This window comes from Clostridium sp. AM34-9AC (assembly GCF_003480225.1).
GTDB classification, from domain to species: Bacteria; Bacillota; Clostridia; order Lachnospirales; family Lachnospiraceae; genus Acetatifactor; species Acetatifactor acetigignens.
In genome coordinates, this window is the sequence record NZ_QUIU01000028.1 from 1 (window position 1) to 23,858 (window position 23,858).

At 46.3% G+C, this 23,858-nt stretch carries 19 protein-coding genes and 1 pseudogene; 19 read left to right on the forward strand and 1 reads right to left on the reverse strand.

The annotated features are described in order from the left end of the window. Positions 1–38: 38 nt before the first annotated feature. Positions 39–1,274, reverse strand: a complete 1,236-nt coding sequence (locus tag DW835_RS14710) for a nucleotidyltransferase (protein ID WP_182430326.1) — start codon at positions 1,272–1,274, stop codon at positions 39–41. Positions 1,275–1,571: 297 nt separating this feature from the next. On the opposite strand from DW835_RS14710, the gene pta reads away from it, so the two are divergent. From pta to brxC, 19 genes and pseudogenes are all read left to right on the forward strand, one after another. Next, positions 1,572–2,573 (forward strand): phosphate acetyltransferase, encoded by a 1,002-nt coding sequence (pta, locus tag DW835_RS14715; RefSeq protein WP_117467447.1) that lies wholly within the window; start codon positions 1,572–1,574, stop codon positions 2,571–2,573. A gap of 116 nt (positions 2,574–2,689) precedes the next feature. Next, complete coding sequence (locus DW835_RS14720; protein WP_117467445.1) at positions 2,690–3,886, forward strand: acetate kinase; 1,197 nt, start codon at positions 2,690–2,692, stop codon at positions 3,884–3,886. A gap of 132 nt (positions 3,887–4,018) precedes the next feature. Further along, positions 4,019–5,248 carry a 6-phosphofructokinase gene (locus DW835_RS14725; RefSeq protein WP_118731360.1) on the forward strand — a complete coding sequence of 410 codons (1,230 nt, stop codon included), beginning with the start codon at positions 4,019–4,021 and terminating at the stop codon, positions 5,246–5,248. A 53-nt stretch (positions 5,249–5,301) separates the two neighbouring features. Further along, a complete protein-coding gene (locus DW835_RS14730) occupies positions 5,302–6,450 on the forward strand; it encodes a VCBS repeat-containing protein (protein ID WP_243037203.1) in 1,149 nt (382 codons plus the stop codon). Next, entirely contained in the window at positions 6,450–7,106 is a 657-nt protein-coding gene (locus DW835_RS14735; RefSeq protein WP_118539981.1) for a response regulator transcription factor, read from the forward strand. Before DW835_RS14730 ends, DW835_RS14735 begins: the two co-directional genes overlap by 1 nt. 43 nt (positions 7,107–7,149) lie before the next feature. Further along, entirely contained in the window at positions 7,150–8,580 is a 1,431-nt protein-coding gene (locus tag DW835_RS14740) for a HAMP domain-containing sensor histidine kinase (RefSeq protein WP_118539982.1), read from the forward strand. Continuing rightward, complete coding sequence (locus DW835_RS14745; RefSeq protein ID WP_117467433.1) at positions 8,573–9,400, forward strand: hypothetical protein; 828 nt, start codon at positions 8,573–8,575, stop codon at positions 9,398–9,400. The genes DW835_RS14740 and DW835_RS14745 overlap by 8 nt, the downstream gene beginning before the upstream one ends. Positions 9,401–9,914: 514 nt before the next feature. Next, complete coding sequence (gene trpE, locus DW835_RS14750; RefSeq protein WP_118731361.1) at positions 9,915–11,393, forward strand: anthranilate synthase component I; 1,479 nt, start codon at positions 9,915–9,917, stop codon at positions 11,391–11,393. Beyond that, positions 11,390–11,890: pseudogene (locus tag DW835_RS18730) on the forward strand (aminodeoxychorismate/anthranilate synthase component II); the annotation flags it as partial. The gene trpE and the pseudogene DW835_RS18730, both read left to right, overlap by 4 nt. An 84-nt stretch (positions 11,891–11,974) precedes the next feature. Continuing rightward, complete coding sequence (gene trpD / locus DW835_RS18735) at positions 11,975–12,982, forward strand: anthranilate phosphoribosyltransferase (RefSeq protein WP_347559392.1); 1,008 nt, start codon at positions 11,975–11,977, stop codon at positions 12,980–12,982. Between the two features lie 82 nt (positions 12,983–13,064). Next, complete coding sequence (gene trpC / locus DW835_RS14760; protein ID WP_117467457.1) at positions 13,065–13,859, forward strand: indole-3-glycerol phosphate synthase TrpC; 795 nt, start codon at positions 13,065–13,067, stop codon at positions 13,857–13,859. A 6-nt stretch (positions 13,860–13,865) separates the two neighbouring features. Continuing rightward, entirely contained in the window at positions 13,866–14,477 is a 612-nt protein-coding gene (locus DW835_RS14765) for a phosphoribosylanthranilate isomerase (protein ID WP_243001509.1), read from the forward strand. Between the two features lie 56 nt (positions 14,478–14,533). Then, positions 14,534–15,718, forward strand: coding sequence for a tryptophan synthase subunit beta (gene trpB, locus DW835_RS14770; RefSeq protein WP_117467455.1), 1,185 nt, complete (start codon positions 14,534–14,536; stop codon positions 15,716–15,718). A gap of 94 nt (positions 15,719–15,812) precedes the next feature. Further along, positions 15,813–16,598: a tryptophan synthase subunit alpha gene (trpA, locus tag DW835_RS14775; protein WP_117467427.1), complete on the forward strand. Its 786-nt coding sequence runs from the start codon at positions 15,813–15,815 to the stop codon at positions 16,596–16,598. 536 nt (positions 16,599–17,134) lie between these two features. Beyond that, positions 17,135–18,526, forward strand: a complete 1,392-nt coding sequence (gene ltrA, locus DW835_RS14785) for a group II intron reverse transcriptase/maturase (RefSeq protein WP_118731363.1) — start codon at positions 17,135–17,137, stop codon at positions 18,524–18,526. A 331-nt stretch (positions 18,527–18,857) separates the two neighbouring features. After that, complete coding sequence (locus DW835_RS14790; RefSeq protein WP_021982705.1) at positions 18,858–19,085, forward strand: helix-turn-helix transcriptional regulator; 228 nt, start codon at positions 18,858–18,860, stop codon at positions 19,083–19,085. Continuing rightward, complete coding sequence (locus tag DW835_RS14795; protein WP_181969181.1) at positions 19,075–19,662, forward strand: DUF1819 family protein; 588 nt, start codon at positions 19,075–19,077, stop codon at positions 19,660–19,662. The genes DW835_RS14790 and DW835_RS14795 overlap by 11 nt, the downstream gene beginning before the upstream one ends. A 2-nt stretch (positions 19,663–19,664) precedes the next feature. After that, on the forward strand, positions 19,665–20,252 hold the full coding sequence (locus DW835_RS14800; RefSeq protein ID WP_117466989.1) for a DUF1788 domain-containing protein: 588 nt from the start codon (positions 19,665–19,667) through the stop codon (positions 20,250–20,252). A 13-nt stretch (positions 20,253–20,265) separates the two neighbouring features. Then, the gene (gene brxC / locus DW835_RS14805) at positions 20,266–23,856 is read left to right on the forward strand and encodes a BREX system P-loop protein BrxC (protein WP_118731364.1); all 3,591 of its coding nucleotides are present in this window, start codon (positions 20,266–20,268) and stop codon (positions 23,854–23,856) included. Positions 23,857–23,858: the final 2 nt, after the last annotated feature.

Sequence of the window (23,858 nt, forward strand, 5' to 3'; positions counted from 1 at the left end):
TTCGTGGATTTTGCCAATGTATTTAACTAACTTTCCATTTATACAATCACAATCGGCGTCCGATATTCATTCACCATTTCCGTCTGGTTCTTTAAGGCCAGATTTCCCAGATAGATCTGATTGCGGAGGATATCCAGATCCAGCATCCGCAGAGATTCGGGAGAAAGCGTCTGTCTGGCGTCAGCCAGGCTGGTGACGAGAGGAATGGAACTGTTCTTTTTGATCTCGGTAAGCAGTGGCGTCGCATTCTTGCGGAAACCCAACACTCTGGCGTAAGAGATATAGTCTTCCGACTTGCAGGTCTCGAATTCTTCCTTGGTCATATTCAGCAAAATATGAAGCAGACATCTGCTGATGCGGGTGTAGGTCATATCCTTACTCTTGAGCAGATCACAGAAAGAAGTGTAACCTACGAAGGAAGGCAGGGTATTGCGGATCCGGTCGGACAGATCCGAAGAAATATCCTGATACTTGTCGTAGCCCACAGAGTATTCCGTCAGCAGCTTGTATTGCAGTGCTGCGGAAAAATCATCGGCAAACAGAGGCTTTTTGTGAGACAGAAAATCCATCATCAATGCATAGGCACTTTCCGGCATCTGGGCAGCCAGATAGGATAGATCATGCCCGGCGGCCACCGACTGGCGGATAGCAATGGCGGAACACTGATTGGTGCCGAGACGTTTGTCGTGATAATCCGCACCGACTCTGGTGGTAGTGAACGGTGAGATCTTGCTGTTTCTGGACATCAGAGCTTTGAGATATTCAATTCCCAATATATTATTAGGAGAGGAAAGAACGTCCTTATCATCGCTTAAGGAAGGTGCGTATTGCAATAACGCCCAGGTCCTGGCGATGGGGAAGGACATTCCCTTACGCATATTGCAGCGCAAGGATTCCACGTAAGGTTCCGGTTCCGTATAGAAAATCTCAGCGATCCGTGACAAGACTTCAATGTTGCCGCACTCACTGCCAAAGCACAGATTTGTGGTCACTCCCAGTTTGTCGAACAAGGCAACCGAGCCCTTGGCAAAAAATTCCGCACTGGAGGCAGCATAGCGGGTGGGCAGTTCCAGCACCAGATCTGCACCGTTCTCCAGAGCCATTTTTGTACGGGTGAACTTATCTAAGAGGGCAGGAGCACCCCGCTGCATGAAATTACCGCTCATGACAATGATCGTATAATTGGCATCATTGGCCTCTTTGGCATGCTGTAACTGGTAAGCATGACCATTATGGAAGGGATTATACTCTGCGACAATACCATTGACCTTCATAATGTGGCTCCTTTCGTGAAAAGAAATATACGTTATAACGAACACAAACCCTGACAAGGAATGTGAAAAAAATAACATACACTGAAAGCGTTTACATATGCATGGTTATCAGCTTATTTTATTCTGAAAAAATAGTGGTTGTATCTGAAAATATACAATTTTGCGAACATTATGCCCTTGTGTACTCCAGATGTATTTAGTATAATATAAATACATCGGTTTGTTAAGATAAAACCAAAACTTTACAGAAGTTATTTGGGAGGAAGCGGGTATCCCCCGCCGGAAAGGAGAATGGATATGTCATACATTGACATGATTAAAGAGAGAGCAAGACTCGACAAAAAGACTATTGTATTACCGGAATCTAATGATAAGAGAACATTACTGGCTGCTGCCCGTATCGTGGAAGAGGGCATCGCAGACATCATTATGATCGGTGATGAAGAGAAGATCATGGATGGTGCAGGCTGGCTGGAAGTTGACCTGTCCAAAGTTAAGGTAGTTAACCCTAAAACAACTCCCAAGTTGGATGACTATGTGAATTTATTATATGAAACCAGAAAAGCAAAGGGAATGACCCCCGAGAAGGCAAGAGAGATCCTGCTGAATGATTACCTGACCTTCGGTATCGTAATGGTTAAGGCTAATGATGCAGACGGTATGGTAGCAGGTGCATGCCACTCTACCGCAGATACTTTAAGACCTGCACTGCAGATCCTGAAGACTGCACCCGGCGTTAAACTGGTATCCGCATTCTTCGTTATGGATACCGTATTCAAGGATCAGGGTGAGAACGGAACCTTCCTGTTCGCTGACTGTGGTCTGAACCAGGATCCTACTCCCGAAGAACTGGCTGCTATCGCAGATACTTCTTCCAGAAGCTTCAAGTCTCTGATCGGACCTAAGCCCGTGATCGCCATGCTGAGCCACTCCACCAAGGGAAGTGCAAAGCACGCACTGGTTGACAAAGTAGTAGAAGCTACCCGTATCGCACATGAGGAGTATCCTCATCTGACTCTGGACGGCGAACTGCAGCTGGATGCAGCTCTGGTTCCCAGCGTTGCCAAGTCTAAGGCTCCCGGAAGCCCTGTAAACGGACATGCCAATGTCCTGATCTTCCCGAACCTGGATGCTGGTAACATCGGTTACAAGCTGGTACAGAGACTGGGTGGAGCAGAAGCTTACGGCCCTATGTTACAGGGTATCGCAAAGCCTGTTAACGATCTGTCCAGAGGATGTTCCTGGCAGGATATCGTCGGTGTCGTAGCACTGACCGCTGTACAGGCACAGTTAGTATAATCACTGGTAACGAACATAAACGTGTGCGGGATATCTGTCCCGCACCGTATTCATGTATTGCCCGCACGGGTAACATGACCCCATAGAGTAACAGATTTGAAAGAAAGGAATTCATCATGAATATTTTAGTTATTAACTGCGGAAGCTCTTCCCTGAAGTTCCAGCTCATTGATTCCGAGACCGAGAAATGCATCGCAAAGGGTCTTTGTGAGAGAATCGGTATCGAAGGAAGCCAGATCACCTATACCCCCGATGGTGGTGAGAAAGAGCAGACTGTAACTCCCATGCCGGATCATACCGAAGCTATCCGTCTGGTACTGGAAGCTCTGACCAATGAAAAGACAGGTGTGGTAAAGAGTCTGGATGAGATCGGTGCCGTAGGACATCGTATCGTACACGGCGGCGAGAAGTTCGCAGCATCCACCATTATCACCGATGAAGTTATGAAAGCCATCGAGGAATGCAACGACCTGGCTCCTTTACATAACCCTGCTAACCTGATCGGTATCAATGCATGCAAGAAGCTGATGCCCACCACTCCCATGGTAGCTGTATTTGACACCGCTTTCCATCAGACCATGCCTGAGGAAGCTTATATGTACGGTCTGCCTTACGAGTATTATGAGAAATACAAGATCAGACGTTACGGCTTCCACGGAACCAGCCACTCTTATGTATCCAAGAAGGCTGCTGAGGTTCTGGGCAAAAAGTACGAAGATCTGAAGATCATCGTTTGCCACCTGGGCAATGGTGCCAGCGTATCCGCTGTTAAGAACGGCAAGTGTGTAGACACCTCCATGGGTCTGACACCTCTGGAAGGTCTGATCATGGGAACCCGTTCCGGTGATATCGATCCTGCCATCATGGAGTTCATCGCTCACAAAGAGGGCAAGAACATCGACGAGATCATGACCGTTCTGAACAAGAAGTCCGGTGTATATGGTCTGTCCAACAATCTGTCTTCCGATTTCCGTGATCTGGAAGCAGGTTACAACAACGGCGATGCACACTGCATCCGTACCATGAACACTTACTGCTACCGTGTGGCAAAATATATCGGCTCTTATGTAGCAGCCATGAACGGTGTAGATGTGATCTGCTTTACCGCAGGTATCGGCGAGAACGCACCTTTAGTTCGTTCCCTGGTATGCGAGCATTTGGGCTTCTTGGGAGTATCCATCGATGAGGAGGCGAACCACAAGCGTGGCGAGGAGATCGCTATTTCCACTCCTGACAGCAAGACCACTGTTATGGTAATTCCTACGAATGAGGAACTTGCTATTGCCAGAGAGACTGTAAGTTTGGTAAAATAGGTTCGACGGAACCTTAAGAATGAGAACACCCATCAACCGGAGGATCCGATTGGTGGGTGTTTTACGTATGCAAATCGAGCATGAGAAATCCCCGTCGATGTATGGTAACGAATCAACAGAGGGAGAAAAATTATGAAAAAAAATGTGATCGTAGGACAGTCCGGAGGCCCCACAGCGGTGATCAATGCCAGTCTGGCAGGTGTCTACAAGACAGCAAAGGATATGGGAGCGGATACCATATACGGTATGCGCTATGGCATTCAGGGTTTGTTGGAGAAAAAGATCGTGGATCTGGGGGAAAAGATCCGCAACGACATGGATGTGGAACTTTTGAAGAGAACACCGGCTTCCTTTCTGGGATCCTGCCGCTATAAGCTGCCGGAGATCAGTGAAGATAAAGCTATTTACGAGAAAATATTTGCAATTCTGGAAGAACTGGAGATCATGGCATTTTTCTATATCGGCGGCAATGACTCCATGGATACCATCAAAAAGCTTTCCGATTATGCAGAGACAGTGGGCAACCCGATCCGTTTTATCGGCGTACCCAAGACCATTGATAACGACTTAGAGGGTACGGATCATACGCCTGGTTACGGAAGTGCGGCAAAATATATTGCTACCGTTACCAAGGAGCTGGTACGTGACGGCCTGATCTATGAGATGCAGAGTGTGACTGTCATCGAGATCATGGGAAGAAATGCCGGATGGCTCACCGGAGCAGCAGTACTGGCCAAGAGTGAAGACTGTGAAGGCCCGGATCTGATCTACCTGCCGGAAGTAGCCTTTGATGTGGATGATTTTCTGAAAAAGGTCAAGAAACTGGTCAGCGAGAAACAGTCCATTGTCATTGCAGTGTCCGAAGGAATCAAGACGGCAGACGGAAGATATGTCTGCGAATTGTCTGCACCTTCCGACAAGACGGATTCTTTCGGCCATGTACAGTTATCCGGTACGGGCAAATATTTGTCTGACCTGATCATTGAAAAGTTGGGCTGCAAATCCAGAGCTATTGAACTGTCTACTCTGCAGCGCTGTGCCGGACATCTGACCTCCCGCGTGGATATCACCGAGGCTTATCAGGTAGGTGGAACTGCGGTAAAGGCAGCTTTTGAAGGCAAGACCGGTCAGATGGTGATCTTAAAGAGAGTATCTCAGGATCCCTATATTTGCACTACGGATCTCTATGATGTACACAAAGTAGCCAATCTGGAGAAAAAGGTGCCTCGTTCCTGGATCAACGAAGCAGGCGATTATGTGACGGAAGATATGAAAAATTATATCGAACCTTTGATCCAGGCGGAGCTGACTCCGATCATGATCACAGGACAACCCAGACACATTATTATTGACGATCTGTAAAAGAAAATGGAATAAAACAACAAATCAAATAACGATACAAAGGAGGTGGAAAGATGCCGAAACACAGGAAGAGAAGAATCATGCTCAGCATAGTGAGTATTGTGCTTTTTGTAGTTTTATCTGCGCAGCTTTCCGCCTTTTCTTTTTCTGTGACTGCGGCCGGGGAACACGGAGAACTGGTGGCGGAGGAGTACGAACGATACCGGGAACGCTTTGACAGGATAGAAAAGATTGGAGATTTGGAGAACCAGGGATTCCGCCTGCTGGAGGATCAGATCTTTGCGATGCCGTTGCAAAAACTTCCGGAGGAAGCCATAGATACGACAGAGGAACCCGGGGATGAAGTCTGGTTCTATGCGGCACTGGATACAAGGTACCACAGACTGGCGGTATTTATCGCAGATGCTTCCGGGCAGATTCTGTACAAGACGGACCAGCTGGAAGCAAATTACTGCTATCCGGGAGAAATGCGGCAGCCGGTGAAAAAACTGGCTTCGGTTTCTTTTCAGGATGTAGACAATGACAGAGATACGGATATCATCCTGATCGTCCAGTGCCATAATGACAGGGGGGATTATCAGGAAGAATCCTACAAAGTAGGAGATGTTCTGTTCCAGGACGATGGAAACTTTTACCGTGATTATCGGATCTCAGACAAGATCAACCGCTTTGATATGAACAAGAACCCTGCCTGTATTTTAAATTTTGTAAGAGACGGGCGTTCTACGGAATTCCTCTATACGGCGGAGACACTGGCAGATCTTCTGAACCACAATTTCAATGTCATCGAGGAACAGTCTTATACCCGTAATTTTGAAAAGCTGGGAAAATTAAAGGTGGTTCCGGGCACCTACCGGATGGCGGAATATGACATGTTCATGATCTATCTGATCGATGAACAGGGAAATATTGTGTGGAGTTTTCAACCCATGGAGGATTACGACAATCTCTATGCGCTGAAGGGAATCCAGGGAAAGGACCTGGACGGTGACGGCCTGAAGGATCTGGTGGTGTTTGCAAAATACAGCTATGAAGGAGAAAACGGGGAATTGCTGGTGGACACCGTGTGCACCATTTATTACCAACGGACGGCCGGATTTGAGAAGGATACTGATTTTACAGAAAATTATGAATGTACGGAGGAGGATACTCTGGAGGCACTGGTGACGAAGATCCGTGCCTATTGGGGGTGGCAGACATAATGATAAAAATATTGATCGTGGATGATGAAAAGCCAATCTGTGACCTGATCGACCTGAATCTGTCGGCAGCAGGATATTTTTGCAAAAGTGTACAGGATGGCATGAAAGCCATTGAACTGATCGAGAAGGAAACCTTTGATCTGATCTTACTGGATATTATGCTTCCGGGAGTGGACGGTTTTGATATTATGGAATATATCAGACCTTTAAAGATCCCGGTGATCTTCATTACCGCCAAGGGAGATGTAAAGGACCGGGTAAAAGGCTTGCGTCTGGGGGCGGAGGATTATCTGGTGAAGCCCTTTGATGTGGTGGAACTGCTGGCAAGGGTAGAAGTGGTACTGCGCAGATTCCACAAACGGGGAGCGCAGCTGTCCGCAGGAGATGTAGTGGTGGATATGGAAGCCAGAATGGTGACGAAAGCGGGCGTACCTGTGGTACTTACCAACAAGGAATACGGACTTCTGGTGTTATTTATTCAGAATAAAAATATTGCCTTATTCAAGGAAAGCCTGTACGAAAAGGTATGGGGAGAAGAATATGACGGGGACAGCAGGACTCTGGAGCTGCATGTGCAGCGCCTGCGCAAAAAAATGGGATGGGAGAATCAGCTGGTAGCGGTATATAAGGTAGGATACCGGCTGGAGATTGCCTGAGAACGAGGAATTCTTGTAGGAAAGTGGACAAGAGGAGAAAAGAATGAAATTTTCCTGGAAAATTCTGCTGTGCACCATGCTGATCATGGCAGCGGCATGCGGAGCAAGCGGTTATTTTTTTGTAAATTATGTGTTTCAGACCTCCATGGAGCGTGAGACCAGACAGGCACTGGATGAAAGTAGTATTTTGAGGTTCGCTTTTGAGACGGCAGCTTTAAATATTCCGTCCAAATATGATGTACTTCCGGACGGAACGGTGGAACAGATCGGAGTATACCTGGAGAACAGTGGACAGCACGGCAACAGATTGCTGCGGATCAGCGATGAGAACGGTAAGGTGCTGTATGTCAGCGAAGGGTTTACCGGGGATACTTCTCTGTGGGAAGAATGCGGAGAAAATACGAGAGTGTACCGGGTAGTGCAGTCGGGGGATTCCTATTATATCCAGACACAGACAAGAATCAATGTGTCCGACCGTCTGCTGACGTTAGAGACCATGAAAAATGTAACTGCGGTATATACGGAGAGGACGGAAGGATTTCGGATGTATCGTCAGGTGACGGTGATCGTACTGTTGTGCAGTGGCGCTGTGATGACGCTGATCGCCTGCTGGCTGACCCGACCGATCCGGCTTCTGACGCAGGCTACCGGCAAAATGGCGGAGGGAGAATACAGCTATCGCGCGGAGCAGATCAGTAATGATGAAATGGGACAGCTGACTGCGGATTTCAACCATATGGCAGAAGCACTGGAGCAGAATATTCAGAATTTGGAAAATGAAGTCAGAGCCAGAGAAGATTTTATTGCCGCATTTTCCCATGAACTGAAGACACCATTGACTGCCATTATCGGTTATGCGGATATGCTGCGTTCCCGGAAATTGGATGATGAGAGGCATTTTTTGTGTGCCAATTATATTTATACAGAGGGAAAACGCCTGGAGACTATGGCACTCAGACTGCTGGACATCATTGTGACCAGACGTAAGGAGATCGATCGTAAGACCACAAATGTCTCCGGCATTTTCTCGTATCTGCAGGAAATCTATGATGAGACCAAGAACCCAGAAGACAGCAGGGTGAAGGTTGACATCTGCTGGGAAAAGGGAGAACTCTATGCCGAGGAGAACCTGTTGAAGACTGTTTTGATCAATCTGACCGATAATGCCATCAAAGCCTCCGAGGAGGGGCAGACCGTGGAGATCACAGGAAGGCACATGGAGAACGGTTATTATTTTCAGGTACGGGATGAAGGAATTGGCATCCCCGAGGAAGAACTTCATAAGATCACGGAAGCTTTTTATATGGTGGATAAATCCAGATCCAGGGCTCATAACGGAGCGGGACTGGGGCTTGCACTGTGCACCGCTATTCTGGAACTGCATCACAGCAGCCTGAAGATCGAGAGTACACAGGGTTTTGGAAGCTGCATGAGCTTTCTGATTCCGGATGAGGGGGTGAAGTCGGATGAATAGATGGAAGAGCTGTTCTTTGGGCTTTGCGGTATCAGTTGTGGTCATTCTTGCGGCTCTGTGGGGACCGGAATGGATCGCGGCCAAAAGTGATGAGAGACTCTTAAACAGTATTACCACAGAGGCGGTGGAAGGTGCGGAAGGATACCGTTACCGCATGAGCAGCAATCAGAAACTATATCTTTTGGGGAGATGTCTGAGCAGTCAGACCCTGCCGGAGAGTGAACTGCGTTTTTTGACCAGAGTGGACAGTGAGGCAGGAAACTACGGAGAAATGACGGGTACCTATGCGTTTGTAGAGAATCGCCAGCAACCGGGAGAGGGACAGATTCAGGAGGAAGCGGTATATGAGGCATGTAACAGAGAGATTCAGATCCTGAAGGAGCAGGGAATTCTTCCCGACGAAGTAAAGGAAGTTTCGGAAGACTCTTACGAAGCGGTGATCTGCTCTGCTATCGATGTTTTGGAGCCGAGAAATAATCTCTCTGTATGGAAAATCAGCCTGTCTACGGACGTAAGGAATGCGGATAAGAGTAACCGTTTTCTGGATATTTATCTGGATGCGGATACCGGCAAAATTTATGAATTCTATGTCCGGACCGGACTGCAATGGGAAGACATCAATACGGATGCCATGATTGGCCGGTATGCGGAATATCTGGAACTAACCGGTCTTGAAAAATATGAGGATCAAAATCCGCTGTTGGAGACGACACCGTATTTTGCCAAGTATACTTTCCCGGGGGAGGAGGAAGACAGTACCACGGTGACCATTGGTTACTATGAAGGAATTCGTGAGCTTTTCCTCAAAGTAGGAAGATAGAAAAATAAAATACGCAAAGATTTTTTTGAAAAAAGATTAAAATCACTACTTGACGTTACCACACTAAAGCAGTAATATAAATAAAAATTAAATACAGCGGTAAGAAACCATTGATGTGGAGATAAAAACAGTTCGTGCACTTACAGAGAGACCGGATGCTGAGAAAGGTTGGAACGCAGGTTGTTAAATGGACCACGGAGGGCGCAGTCAAAGAGGACACACAGAATTTTAAGATCTCAAGTATTCTGCGACGTGAGGGCATACGTCAGTTGCCGGGGATATGTTGGTATCCTGTAAGAGCATAAGCAATTGTGAAGCAAGGTGGCACCGCGGGAAATGTATATGACCCGTCCTTGACAGAAGCAGATTCTGTCATGGGCGGTTTTTTTGTAACCTTTTCAGAGCCTATGGCGAGATAGCCTCAATGAGTAAAAGGAAGCCTCAAAGAGGCGATTTTACGAATGGAGGCGCTGAAAAGGTGTGGAAAGAAATAATTTTAAGGAGGAGTACCGGAATGAAGATCACCCCCACATTGGAAGAATGTAAAATCATCGCAGCGGAAGGCAGCTACGGCGTAATTCCCATCAGCACAGAGCTGTATGCAGATATGACCACACCCATCGAAGTGCTACGCATCTTAAAAAAAGTCAGCGGGCATGTCTATCTGCTGGAAAGTGCGGAGGCGGATAAACGATGGGGACGATATTCCTTCTTAGGCTACGATCCTCTGTTGGAGATCACCTGCTATAACGGTAAGACCACAATAAAATCGGAACTGACCAGCCGGACAGATTCCGGAGATGTCAGAGGGATCATCCGCAACGTCATGGAAGAGAATAAAAGTCCCAAGCTTCCGGGGCTGCCTTCCTTTACCGGAGGTCTGGTAGGATATTTTTCCTATGACTATATCAAATACAGCGAACCGACCCTACGGCTGGATGCGAAGGACGAGGAAGGCTTCCAGGATGTGAACCTGATGCTGTTCCACAAAGTCATCGCTTTTGACAATTACAGACAGAAGCTGATCCTGATCCTGAATATCAAGACCGATGATCTGGAGATCAATTATCATAGAGCGGAGCGGGAACTGAACAACATGAAGGAACTCTTGCTGAATGGAGAAAAGGCAGAGCATATTCCCTGTAAGCTCCGGACGGATTTTCAACCACTGTTCAACGAAGCAGCCTATTGCAACATGGTGGAGAAAGCCAAGCATTACATCAGAGAGGGAGATATCTTCCAGGTGGTATTATCCAATCGCCTGGAGGCGGAGATGGAAGGAAGCCTCTTAGATGCTTACCGGGTACTCCGCACAACAAATCCTTCTCCGTACATGTTCTATTTCTCTGGAAGTGATGGTGAGATCGTGGGAGCCAGCCCGGAGACATTAGTAAAGTTAGAGGACGGCGTATTACATACCTTCCCTTTAGCCGGAACGAGACCCAGAGGAGCTACCGAGGAAGCGGACAAGGCGCTGGAGGCAGAGCTTTTAGCAGATGAGAAGGAACGCTCCGAACACAATATGTTAGTGGATCTGGGACGAAACGATATCGGCAAGATCAGCCGGATCGGCACCGTGGAAGTGGAAAAGTATATGTCCATCGAGCGTTACTCTCACGTGATGCACATCGGTTCTACAGTGAGGGGCGTGATCAGGGAAGATGCGGACGCACTGGATGCGGTGGATGCCATCCTTCCCGCAGGAACCCTGTCGGGAGCACCGAAGCTTCGGGCCTGTGAGATCATCAACGAACTGGAAGACAATAAGAGAGGCATCTATGGAGGAGCCATTGGCTATATCTCCTTTACCGGAAACCTGGATACCTGTATCGCTATAAGACTTGCTTTTTCCAAGAACGGAAAAGTATTCGTAAGATCCGGTGCCGGTATTGTGGCGGACAGTGTACCGGAGAAGGAATACAGGGAATGCATTCAGAAGGCAGCAGCTGTAAGACAGGCACTACAGAAAGCGCAGGAGGGAATGGAAGCATGATATTACTGATCGATAATTACGACAGCTTTTCCTACAACGTATACCAGCTGGTGGGAAGTGTGAACCCGGATATCCGGGTGATCCGCAATGATGAATGCAGCGTGGATGAGATCCGTGCCATGAATCCCTCCCACATCATATTATCGCCGGGACCCGGCAGACCGGACAAAGCAGGTGTCTGTGAAAATGTGATCCGGGAACTTGGGGGCAGGATCCCTATTTTGGGAATCTGTCTCGGACATCAGGCAATCTGCGAAGTGGCGGGGGCTACCGTTACCTACGCATCCCACCTAATGCATGGGAAACAGTCATTGGCAACCTTGGATACAGACAGCGTGTTGTTCCGGGGAATGAAAAAGGTTATCACTGTGGCAAGATACCATTCACTGGTAGCGGATCCGCAGACGATTCCCGCAGAATTGAAAGTTACCGCAGTTACCGAAGATGGCGAAGTCATGGCAGTAGAACAGACGGAAAAACAGATCTACGGAGTACAATTCCATCCGGAATCCGTACTGACACCGGACGGACGACAGATCATCGTTAATTTTTTACAGACACGGAAGGGAGAAGGCAGAAATATGATCAAGGAAGCAGTAGCTAAGCTGGTAAAAAATGAGAACATCGGATACGATATGGCAAAAACCGTTATGGATGAGATCATGAGCGGGGAAGCCAGCGATATTTTAAAAGGCGCTTACTTAACGGCGTTAAGCCAGAAGGGTGAGACCATTGAAGAGATCACCGGCTCCGCAGAAGAGATGCGGAAATTCGGCAGAAAGCTGGGCGCAGATGTAGAAGCGCTGGAAATCGTGGGAACCGGCGGTGACGGCTCCAATTCCTTCAATATCTCCACCACGGCATCCATCGTGATCTCAGCAGCGGGTGTACCGGTAGCCAAGCACGGCAACCGTGCAGCCAGCTCCAAATCCGGTGCGGCAGACTGTCTGGAAGCGCTGGGGGTGAATATCACCATAGAGCCGGAGCAGAGCAGGAAGCTGTTAGAAGAGATCGGCATCTGCTTCCTCTTTGCACAGAAATATCACACTGCCATGAAATATGTGGGCCCCATCCGCAAGGAACTTGGCATCCGTACAATTTTCAATATTTTAGGACCTCTGGCAAACCCCGCAGGACCGGTATATCAGATCATGGGTGCGTACGATGAAAGCCTGCTGCCCTCTATGGCAAAGGTATTGTCCAATCTGGGTGTAAAACGTGGCATGGTAGTCTATGGACAGGACAGACTGGACGAGATCTCCGCCAGTGCGCCTACCGCAGTCAGTGAGATCGACAACGGCACCTTCAAAAATTATGTGATCACACCGGAAGATTTTGGACTGGTAAGATGCACGAAGGAGGACCTGGTAGGCGGCACTCCCCAGGAGAACGCAGAGATCACCAGAGCTATCTTAAATGGGGAAAAAGGACCCAAGCGTAACGCGGTACTTTTGAATGCGGCAGCAGCCCTCTATGTGGCCGGCAAGGCAGACAGCATGGCTGACGGTGTGAAGCTGGCAGAGAAGGTCATCGACACAGGCCTTGCAAAGGCACAGCTCGAGCGCTTTATCAAGCTGAGCAATGCATGATAAAGTGTTACGAGTACTTTTGACCTGCGGCGCAAGGATTCTGGATTTAGATTATGAAACAACGGAAAGGCAGGATGAATGGATGATACTGGATACGATAGCAGCCTCTGCAAAGGAGCGGGTGGCAGCAGCCAAAGAAGCACTGCCCCTTGCAGAACAGATCGCCAGAGCAAGAGAGTTAGACAGTAATACGGGTTTTCCTTTTGAACAGGCACTGGCAAAGAAGAGAATGAGCTTTATCTGCGAGGTGAAAAAGGCGTCACCCTCCAAGGGACTGATCGCACCGGAATTTCCTTATGTGCAGATCGCAAAGGAATACGAAGCGGCAGGAGCAGATGCAATCTCGGTGCTGACGGAACCGGCGTGCTTTCAAGGGAAGAATGAATATCTGACCGAGATCCGTCAGGCAGTGAAGATTCCACTGCTTCGGAAAGATTTTACGGTAGATGAATACATGATCTATGAGGCAAAAAATATCGGAGCGGATGCAGTGCTCCTGATTTGCGCGATTCTCTCTCCCATGCAGCTGTCGGAATACGCGGGGATTGCCAGAGAACTTGGCCTGTCGGCACTGGTGGAAGCCCATGACGAGAAGGAAGTGGAGATGGCGCTTGCAGCAGGTGCGAGGATCGTCGGTGTCAATAACCGGAATCTGAAAGATTTTACGGTGGATATCCATAATTCCGTGCGGCTGCGGGAACTGGTGCCGGAGAATATTCTCTTCGTATCCGAAAGTGGTATGAAGACCAGACAGGATATCGAGCGGTTGGAGCAGAACGGTACCAATGCCGTACTCATCGGAGAGACATTGATGCGTAGTGCAGATAAGAAAGCGGTATTGCAGGAGCTTCGCGGACAGGTTATAGAAAGGTCGTAAATTATTATGAAAGTAAAAATGTGTGGTCTCTATCGTCCGGAGGACATTGATTATGCCAATGAGGTGCAGCCGGATTACGTGGGATTTGTATTTTACCCGAAGAGCCACAGGGTGGTCACAAAGGAGCAGGCAGCGGAATACCGTAAGAAGCTTTCACCTGGAATCCGGACAGTTGGGGTATTCGTGAATGAGGATCCGAAGACCATCATAGAATTGCTGGAGGAAGGCATTCTGGACGTGGCACAGCTCCACGGAGATGAGACGGAGGAGGATATCCAGTATCTGCAGGCGGTGTGCCACAAGCCGGTGATCAAGGCGGTCAAAGTAAGAGACCGGTATGATGTGGAAGCCTGGCTGGACAGCAGTGCAGACTATCTGTTATTCGACAACGGAATGGGAGCGGGAGAGGCGTTTGACTGGAGTGTTCTTGGTGGGATCGACAGGGAATTTTTCCTGGCGGGCGGATTGCAGTCGGAGAATCTGACGGAAGCCATGGAAGTGGTGAGACCCTATGCGTTGGATATCAGCTCCGGCATCGAGAGTAACCGGAAAAAAGATCCGGAGAAGATGCGCCGGATCATGGAACTGGTAGAGCGGTATCGGAACAATAGAGATTGAAAATACAGTGGAAAAGAATAATTGAAAATCAGGAAGAAAGAAAAGAGGACGAATACATGAGCAAAGGACGTTACGGAATCCACGGAGGACAATATATCTCCGAGACATTGATGAATGAACTGATCCATCTGGAGGAGTGCTATGAGCATTATAAGAAGGATCCGGAATTCAATGCGGAGCTGAACAAGCTGTTGAATGAATACGCGGGGCGCCCCTCTCTGCTGTACTATGCAGGGAAAATGACGAAGGATCTGGGCGGCGCGAAGATCTATCTCAAGAGAGAGGATCTGAACCATACCGGTTCCCATAAGATCAATAATGCCCTGGGACAGGCACTGCTGGCAAAGAAGATGGGGAAGACCCGCCTGATCGCAGAGACAGGTGCCGGACAGCACGGTGTGGCTACCGCAACGGCAGCAGCCTTCCTGGGTATGGAATGCGAAATCTTCATGGGAAAAGAAGATACCGACAGACAGGCGCTGAATGTCTATCGTATGGAACTCCTCGGAGCCAAGGTACATCCCGTAACTTCCGGTACCATGACCTTAAAGGATGCTGTCAATGAGACCATGAGAGAATGGTCCAACCGTGTAGCAGACACTCATTATGTACTGGGATCCGTTATGGGACCGCATCCTTTCCCCATGATCGTAAGAGATTTTCAGAGTGTCATCAGTCAGGAAGCAAAAGAGCAGATCCTAAAGGCAGAAGGAAAGCTTCCGACAGCCGTGGTAGCCTGTGTGGGCGGCGGTAGCAATGCCATGGGTGCATTTTACAACTTTATTGAGGATCAGAATGTAGAACTCATCGGCTGTGAGGCAGCAGGCAAAGGTGTGGATACGGCACTGACCGCAGCTACGATTGCGACGGGATCCTTAGGAATCTTCCACGGCATGAAATCCTATTTCTGCCAGGATGAGTACGGACAGATCGCTCCCGTATATTCCATTTCTGCAGGATTGGATTATCCCGGCATCGGACCGGAGCATGCTTATCTGCATGACATCGGCAGAGCACAGTATGTGCCAATCACGGATGATGAAGCAGTGGATGCTTTTGAATATCTGGCAAGAACCGAGGGAATCATCTGCGCTATCGAGAGTGCCCATGCGGTAGCACAGGTGCGTAAGATCGCAAAGAATTACAGCCCGGATCAGAGCATTATCGTATGTCTGTCAGGAAGAGGTGACAAGGATGTGGCAGCCATCGCAAGATACCGTGGCGTGGATATTCATGACTGATCGTTTTGACGGTAAAGCCATCATAGGAGTAACAGACAGAAGAAAGTAAAAATCAAAACAGAAATTACAAAATAAGAAGATGGAGATAACAACAATGAATAATTATTTGGATAAAGTATTTGATACTCCCAATAAAAAAGCATTCATAGCTTTCCTTACCGCAGGAGACCCGGATGCGGATAGCACCGTAAAATTCATTTTAGAGATGGAAAAGGCAGGGGCGGATCTCATAGAGATCGGTATCCCCTTTTCCGATCCCACGGCGGAAGGCGTAGTGATCCAGGAGGCAAATATCCGCTCTCTTAGCAACGGCATGACCACGGACGGTGTGTTCGAAATTGTGAAGAGAGTACGGGAGCAGTCACAGATTCCGTTGGCATTTATGACGTATGTGAATCCGGTATTCCATTACGGATATGAGAAATTTTTTACCAAGTGTGAGGAACTGGGTATCAGTGCCATCATTATTCCCGATGTGCCTTATGAAGAGAAGACGGAGGTGGAGGCTCCCGCCAAAGCTCATGGCGTGAAGGTGATCTCCATGATCGCACCCACTTCCGAGAGCCGTATCCGCCGGATCGCATCTGAGACAGAAGGCTTTATCTATGTGGTAAGCTCCATGGGTGTCACCGGCGTGCGCAGTGAGATCAAGACCGATCTGCCCGCTATCGTGGAAAGCATCCGCACCGTGACCGACGTTCCCTGTGCTATCGGTTTCGGCATCAGTACTCCCGAGCAGGCCAAAGCCATGGCATCCATATCCGACGGAGCCATTGTCGGAAGCGCCATCGTGAAGATCATTGCAAAGTATGGCAAAGACGCAGCTCCTTACATCGGAGAATATGTGAAGAGCATGAAAAACGCCGTAGCAGAGGCTTAAATAAGATTACGCAGAATAGAATATAAGAGAGTGATAGGAAAGCCGGAGTGGTCGAAAAGACTGCTCCGGTTTTTACGTGTGTGCGCCTAGCGGCGCACGTTTCTAACGGGTTAAAGTCCCGAATCCGCCCGGTAGTGGGAAGGATATAGCCGAAGGCAAGGGTGTCCATCGTGAGGTGGAATCTGAAGGAAGCTGGATGTGAGGAAAATACTAACTCATGGGCAAATCTCTGGTCTGACGGACAGAAATCTTATATGAGGTTATGCATGAGGGTAAGGTTGCACGCCAAATCGAAGCCCAATAACTACACGGAATCATGCATGATAAATGAGGCAGATGGATGGAGAGGAAGAAACGTGTGGTACCTAGGGAGGTCTGTGCGGTACGCCTTGAAAGAGGCAACCATTGCATAAAGCAATGCTGAACGCACAGAAGTCAGCAGAGGTCATAGTAGCCAAACGGAACAAGATCCGTTCGAGGTGAAGGACCGAATCAATAGGAGTCTTAAGTATGACCCGGAAAGGAGGAATGGGCAGATGGATGCAGAAAACAAGGAAAGCTGCTTGCAGAGAGACAGCGCGGAACGTAAAGGGTATGTAAGAGCGCATCGCTCATTCAACCGGATATGGAAAGAAAGAGACAGTGCAGAGCCGGACATTTTAGGTAAGATACTGAGTAAGGACAATCTGAACAGAGCTTACAAAAGAGTGAAGGCAAACAAGGGAGCGCCGGGAGTAGACGGAATGACTATCGAAGAGGCGTTTCCGTGGTTGAAGGAACATAGCCATGAACTGACAGAGAGGATACGGAAAGGGCACTATACCCCGTCCCCGGTCAGAAGGGTGGAAATCCCGAAGCCGGACGGCGGAGTACGAAAGCTTGGTATTCCCACCGTCACAGACCGCATTATCCAGCAGGCGATATCACAACAGCTGATACCGATTTATGAGCCGAAGTTCTCAGAAGGAAGTTTCGGATACCGACCGGGACGGAGTGCAAAAGATGCAGTTCAGAGGATAAAGGAGTATGCAGAACAGGGATATACAAGGGCGGTCGTCCTTGACCTGTCCAAGTATTTCGATACGCTGAACCATGAATTCCTTGTAAATATCCTGCGCAGAGATGTAAAGGATGAAAGAGTGATTCAGATGATAAAGAGGTATCTGAAAAGCGGAGTGATGGAAAACGGTGTAGTGGTCAAGACGGAAGAAGGTTCGCCGCAGGGAGGAAATCTCTCCCCGCTGTTAGCCAATGTCTATCTTAATGAGTTTGACCAGGAATTCAACAAAAGAGGGGTACCGTGCATCCGCTATGCAGATGATATCGTACTGTTAGCGAAGAGTGAACGGGCATCTGAGAGGTTGTTGGAGAGCAGTACGAAATATCTGGAAGGGACGCTGAAACTGAAGGTGAATCGGGAGAAAAGCCGTACGGTCAGTGTGTTTGCAATACGAAATTTTAAATACCTTGGTTTTTGTTATGGGAAGAACGGAAAGGGAATCTATATCCGTGTGCATGAAAAGTCATGGAAGAAAGCCAAGGAAAACCTGCGCAGGCTCACTTCCCGGAGCAGATGCAGAAGTATAGTGAAAGCCATGAAGCGAGTAGAAATCTATATGAGTGGATGGCTGAACTACTATAGTATAGCAGACATGAAAAGAAACATCGAAGACCTGAATGGATGGCTGTACCGAAGGATACGGATGTGTATCTGGAAGCAGTGGAAACTACCCAGAACGAGAATGAGAAAACTAATCGGACTGGGAGTAGCCAGTCATTATGCGGCAACAATCGCCAATGACCGCAAAGGATACTGGTTTAATGCCGGGAACAAAGCGGTAAACTGGGCGTTGAATAAAGAAAGACTGATAAGCTGGGGCTACTATGATTTAGCGACAGCGTACCAGTCCATGCACGTCAACTATTGAAACCGCCGTGTACCGAACGGTACGCACGGTGGTGTGAGAGGACGGCGGTTAATCACCGCCTCCTACTCGATCTGAAATAATAACATAGAATTAGTTGTTATATATAGTTTTATAATTCAGCAGATTTTTAAAATCAAAAATATATTATCTTGATATCGAACGAAAAAACTTATTATTTCAAAATGAAAATTCGACTTTTCAAAGTTATTATTTATAAAAATGTTGATGGAATAATATATTTATGGTAAAATTAATGCTAAACGCACCAATAGAAATTCATCTAGATAAAAGCGGTGTAGATGGTGATTAAGAAAACGAAGAGGTAGTGTATATGTCAGTATCGTATAACGGATTGTGGAAGCTATTAATTGACAAAAATATGAAGAAAGTGGACTTGATTAATGATCTCGGAATAAGTAGCAGCACGATTGCCAAGATGACAAAAGGAGAGAAAGTCTCTATGAATATTTTGGAGAAAATCTGTGATGAGTTAGACTGTGACTTCGGTGACATTATCCACTATGAGAAGAATAAGGATGGTGGAAACAATGAACTATAGTGCAGGCATGGTGTCTCAGGTATTTGCTTTTGTAGAGACGAAACAGACAGCAGAACTTATGGCAGCAGGAATGCCGAAGGATGAAATAAAGGATAAGGTAATCGGTGAGAATCTTTATCGGCTTAGAAATGAGACCAGATTACGGAGAACATTCAATTATGTCTATCATCGGCTTTCGTCATTGCCTGATGGAGCAGTAGAGCTTTTGGTTAAAGTGGATAATGAGAATGCAAAGCTGCTGACACTGATTGCAATTATGAATACCGATAAGCTCTTTTTTGAATTTGTATATGAGGTGTATCGTGGCAAGGTAATACTTGGAGAAAAGACGATAGAAGATAGAGATATAAATGGATTCTTTGACGATAAGGCAGCTCAAAGTGAGGAAGTAGCAGGCTGGTCAGAATCAGGAATTAAGAAACTCAAGAGCTGTTATATGAAAAACCTTGCAGATGCGGGATTGATTGAGTCTACAAAGACAAGGGTAATCAGACACGCTCTTGTTAATTATCGTATAGAGGAACTACTTCACAGTAATGGGATGGATTCATATATCAATGCAGTTAAAGGAGTCTGAGCATGGCAAAGTTAAGTTTGGATGATAGACTGAATCAGATAGAAGACAAAATATCAGAGAAGTCGTTTAGAGAGAATAAAGGACTTGGAAATGAAGTCGGATATTATATATTCGATTATGATCCAAGGGAAGAGCTGTATGTGAGAAATCATATAGCATACCTTAAGGATAGAATAAATAACGGAAACAAAGATTTCAGAATAGTTGAGTTTGACCTGTTTCACCTGATGGTTGAGATATTGCAGGAGGAAGGTTATCTGGAAGCATTCTTTGATTTGGAAAAAGAGAATGGATTTTTTGAAATGGCAGACAGCCTTGTAGAGACTTTGGGACTGGATGAGACAAATGAGCTGAATCTAATCATATCAAGAATATTGCAGGAAGAATTGACAGACAGTGTGGTATTTCTTACCGGAGTAGGCAAATGCCATCCGATAATAGCAAGCCACAACATCTTAAATAACCTGCATCAGGTACTTGACAGTGTGCCGGTAGTGCTCTTCTATCCGGGAGAGTATAGCGGACAGGATTTGAAATTATTTGGAACGATGGATTCACACAACTATTACAGGGCATTCCGTCTGGTGTAGAGGAGGAAATACAATGCAGATTAAAAATATGTTTGAAAAGCAGATTGACCGTGACATCAAGGGCGTTATTAAAGTAGGTCAGTCAGATGAAGAAAATGTATATCAGGAATTAGATGAATATGTGGTGACTAAGGAACTTCTGAAGCATTTCAGGGATTTCTTCAACAATTATGAAAAGGGTATAGATGGATATACAGATAAGATGGGTGTCTGGATTTCCGGATTCTTTGGAAGTGGTAAATCTCACTTCTTAAAAATACTGTCATATTTATTAAAAAACAGCACAGTAGAAGGTAAAAGAGCCATTGAGTATTTTACGGATGGTAAGAAGATAGAAGATCCGATGCTTATTGCAGAGATGACAAAGGCTGGAACAATTGAGTCAGATGTCATGCTTTTTAATATTGATTCAAAAGGCTCAGCGAAGGTAGGCTCCGGTAAGGAGGCTATCGTTGAAGTGTTTATGAAGGTGTTCAATGAGATGCAGGGATATTGTGGTTCAATACCTTATCTCGCAGAATTTGAGCGCCAGTTGGATAACGAGGGCAGATTTGAAGAGTTCAAAGCGAAGTTCGAAGCGAATGCAGGAGCACCTTGGGAGAAAAAGAGACAGGCATTTGCAGTTATTCAGGATAAAGTAGTAAAGACATTAGTTGAGATGGATTTCATGAGTGAGGAAGCAGCACGCAACTGGTGCAAGGATGCAAAGGGCAGCTATGACCTCAGTATCGAGAAGTTTGTATCACTTGTGCAGGAATATTGTGCGAAGAAAGGTCCGAATCATCATGTTATCTTCTTAGTGGATGAAATCGGTCAGTATATTGCAGATGACACACAGCTTATGCTCAACCTCCAGACAATCGTGGAAGACCTTGGAACAGCCTGCAAAGGTAAGGCATGGGTTATCGTAACGAGCCAGGAGGATATTGACTCTATTACAAAGACAAAGGGAAATGACTTCTCTAAGATTCAGGGACGTTTTGATACGAGACTTTCTCTTTCAGCATCCAATGTTGACGAAGTAATCCGTAAGCGTGTGCTTGCAAAGAATGAGACAGCAACACAGACGCTTAGACTTCTCTATGAGCAGAAAGAATCAATTATCAAGAATCTTATTACATTTACAGCAGATACAGCAGATAAGAAGCTGTATGCAGATAAGGCGGATTTCGCAGACTGCTATCCGTTTATACCATATCAGTTCAATCTTTTAGGACAGGTACTTACTGCGGTCAGAACACATGGCGCAAGTGGAAAACATCTGTCTGATCAGTCACGTTCTATGCTTGCACTGTTTCAGGAGTCAGCAATCAGAGTGATGGATAAAGAAGATGGTGTGTTGGTTCCGTTTAGCTTCTTCTATGATCCATTACATAAGTTTATTGACCACCAGCACAGTCAGGTTATCTCAGATGCAGAGAATAACAGTAAGCTGGATGAGTTCGATGTAGAGCTTTTGAAAGTTCTCTTTATGATTAAATATGTCAAGGAAATTAAGGCAAATGTGGACAACCTGACTACGCTTATGATTTCCAATATTGATGATGACAGGATTGAAGTCCGTTCTAAGATTGAAGAATCATTAAAGAAGCTGATTAAAGAGACACTTGTACAGAAGAATGGTGAAATATACATCTTCCTGACAAATGAGGAGCAGGAAATCAATAATGCCATCAACAATGAGTCAGTAGAGATGGGAGAAATCATCGGAGAGGCTTCTATAGTTATCTTCGAGGAAATCTATACAGAGAAAAAATATCGTTACAGCAGTCGTTACTTATTCCCATTCAACCAGAAGGTGGATGATCGATTCTTCAAAGGCAATCAGTCTAACGATATCGGAGTGACAGTTATTACACCTTATGGCGGAGATTATGCAGACTCTGCACTTCGTCTGCTTTCAGCACAGGAAAGCAGTGTGATTGTGAAGCTGCCAAATGACAGTACATTCCTTGATGAGATTACAGAATCCATCAAGATATATAAATTCCTTAATAAAAATGCTTCCGGAGCCAGAGGCAGCTTTGACAGTATCCGCAGGGCAAAAGAGGATGAGCGTATTGAGAAGAAGGACAGAATCCGAATCTTTATTGAGGACGCATTAAAGAATGCTGATATTTATGTAAATGGCGATAAGGCAACCATTTCAGCTAAGGAGCCGGCAACAAGAATCAATGAAGCACTCGGTAAGCTCGTAGCAATGAAATACAATAAGCTTACCTATATGGAGACAGCACCGGAGCTTTCAGATATCAGCGCTATCTTTAAACATAGCGATGGTCAGATGAGCTTCCTTGGTACAAGTGATACTACACCAAATAAGCTTGCGTTAGAGGAAGTGGTACAGGTAATTGGATTAAACAATGCCAGACATATGAAGACATCCCTCAAGTCATTACAGGATAAGTTTGGTGCAGCACCTTATGGATTTGATCCAAAGGATGTGCAGTGGCTTGTTGCAATGCTGTTCAAGCTGGGAAGAGTATCGCTTACTCTTAACAGTCAGAGTCTGTCATTGCTTTCAACGAATGCTGATGAACTGGTCAGATATATTACAAAGCGTGAATATGTAGAGAAACTTTTGATAGACATCAGAGAAAGAGCAACGGATGGACAGATTCGCACTGCAAAAGAGGTTATGAAGGATTACTTCGGATTTACTGTATCCAGTGATGATGATGACAAAATCATGAGCAGCTTCAAGAGCAGGGCAAAGGATAAGGTTGAAGTATACGATGACATCCTTGTAGAGTACAGAATCAATCCGAAATATCCTTGCAAGCGACTGATGGAAGAGGCAAGAAAGAGACTTGCAGAAATCCTTGATATCAATGAGCCTACAGAGTTCTTCAAGACAGTAGATAAGAAGAGAGATGACCTGCTTGATGATGCAGAAGATACTGCACCTGTATTTGATTTCTTTAAGGGAGATCAGAAAAAGATTTTTGAAGAGGCAGTAAAGAACCTTGCATATTTTGGAAACAGTAAGACTTATGTAAGTGATCAGGAGCTGTTAAAAGTAGTTGAAGAAATAGAAACTATTGTAAAGGACAGCAAGCCTTTCGGTAAGATTCAGAGATTACCGGAATTAAATAAGAGATTTGAAGAACTTCATATGGGATTACTTGAAAAGGAAGCAGCCATCATAGATCCGTTAGTACATGACGACTTCCTTAAAGTGAAGGAGGTATTGGATACTAAGTCTTTTGCAGAAGTACTCCGTCCTCGTATCAATCAGAGATTTGATGAGATCTGGGAGAAACTCAGAACATCCAGTGATATTGCTGCAATTAAGAATATCAAGCTGGAAAGTGACACTTTAAAAATCAAGTGTCTGGATGAGATAGATGAATATGAGAGGGCACATCAGCCTGCACCGGAACCACCTGTTGCACCGGTAGTATCCAGTAAAGAGCCGATTGCTCCTGCACCAGTACCGACTAAAGTAAAGACAAAGAGACGTAAGAATGTTTCTATCAGCAATGTGGCAGGGGCTAGAACATATTCGATAGAGACAGAGCAGGATATTGATAAGTTCCTTGCCGAGATGAAGCAGAAATTGATGAATGAACTGGAAGAAGACACAATAATTACATTGAGCTGATA

Bases quoted from the DNA above. Each gene is read 5' to 3' on its own strand.
- DW835_RS14710 (WP_182430326.1), bottom strand. From the start codon at position 1,274: ATGAAGGTCAATGGTATTGTCGCAGAGTATAATCCCTTCCATAATGGT.
- pta (WP_117467447.1), top strand. From the start codon at position 1,572: ATGTCATACATTGACATGATTAAAGAGAGAGCAAGACTCGACAAAAAG.
- DW835_RS14720 (WP_117467445.1), top strand. From the start codon at position 2,690: ATGAATATTTTAGTTATTAACTGCGGAAGCTCTTCCCTGAAGTTCCAG.
- DW835_RS14725 (WP_118731360.1), top strand. From the start codon at position 4,019: ATGAAAAAAAATGTGATCGTAGGACAGTCCGGAGGCCCCACAGCGGTG.
- DW835_RS14730 (WP_243037203.1), top strand. From the start codon at position 5,302: ATGCCGAAACACAGGAAGAGAAGAATCATGCTCAGCATAGTGAGTATT.
- DW835_RS14735 (WP_118539981.1), top strand. From the start codon at position 6,450: ATGATAAAAATATTGATCGTGGATGATGAAAAGCCAATCTGTGACCTG.
- DW835_RS14740 (WP_118539982.1), top strand. From the start codon at position 7,150: ATGAAATTTTCCTGGAAAATTCTGCTGTGCACCATGCTGATCATGGCA.
- DW835_RS14745 (WP_117467433.1), top strand. From the start codon at position 8,573: ATGAATAGATGGAAGAGCTGTTCTTTGGGCTTTGCGGTATCAGTTGTG.
- trpE (WP_118731361.1), top strand. From the start codon at position 9,915: ATGAAGATCACCCCCACATTGGAAGAATGTAAAATCATCGCAGCGGAA.
- trpD (WP_347559392.1), top strand. From the start codon at position 11,975: ATGATCAAGGAAGCAGTAGCTAAGCTGGTAAAAAATGAGAACATCGGA.
- trpC (WP_117467457.1), top strand. From the start codon at position 13,065: ATGATACTGGATACGATAGCAGCCTCTGCAAAGGAGCGGGTGGCAGCA.
- DW835_RS14765 (WP_243001509.1), top strand. From the start codon at position 13,866: ATGAAAGTAAAAATGTGTGGTCTCTATCGTCCGGAGGACATTGATTAT.
- trpB (WP_117467455.1), top strand. From the start codon at position 14,534: ATGAGCAAAGGACGTTACGGAATCCACGGAGGACAATATATCTCCGAG.
- trpA (WP_117467427.1), top strand. From the start codon at position 15,813: ATGAATAATTATTTGGATAAAGTATTTGATACTCCCAATAAAAAAGCA.
- ltrA (WP_118731363.1), top strand. From the start codon at position 17,135: ATGGATGCAGAAAACAAGGAAAGCTGCTTGCAGAGAGACAGCGCGGAA.
- DW835_RS14790 (WP_021982705.1), top strand. From the start codon at position 18,858: ATGTCAGTATCGTATAACGGATTGTGGAAGCTATTAATTGACAAAAAT.
- DW835_RS14795 (WP_181969181.1), top strand. From the start codon at position 19,075: ATGAACTATAGTGCAGGCATGGTGTCTCAGGTATTTGCTTTTGTAGAG.
- DW835_RS14800 (WP_117466989.1), top strand. From the start codon at position 19,665: ATGGCAAAGTTAAGTTTGGATGATAGACTGAATCAGATAGAAGACAAA.
- brxC (WP_118731364.1), top strand. From the start codon at position 20,266: ATGCAGATTAAAAATATGTTTGAAAAGCAGATTGACCGTGACATCAAG.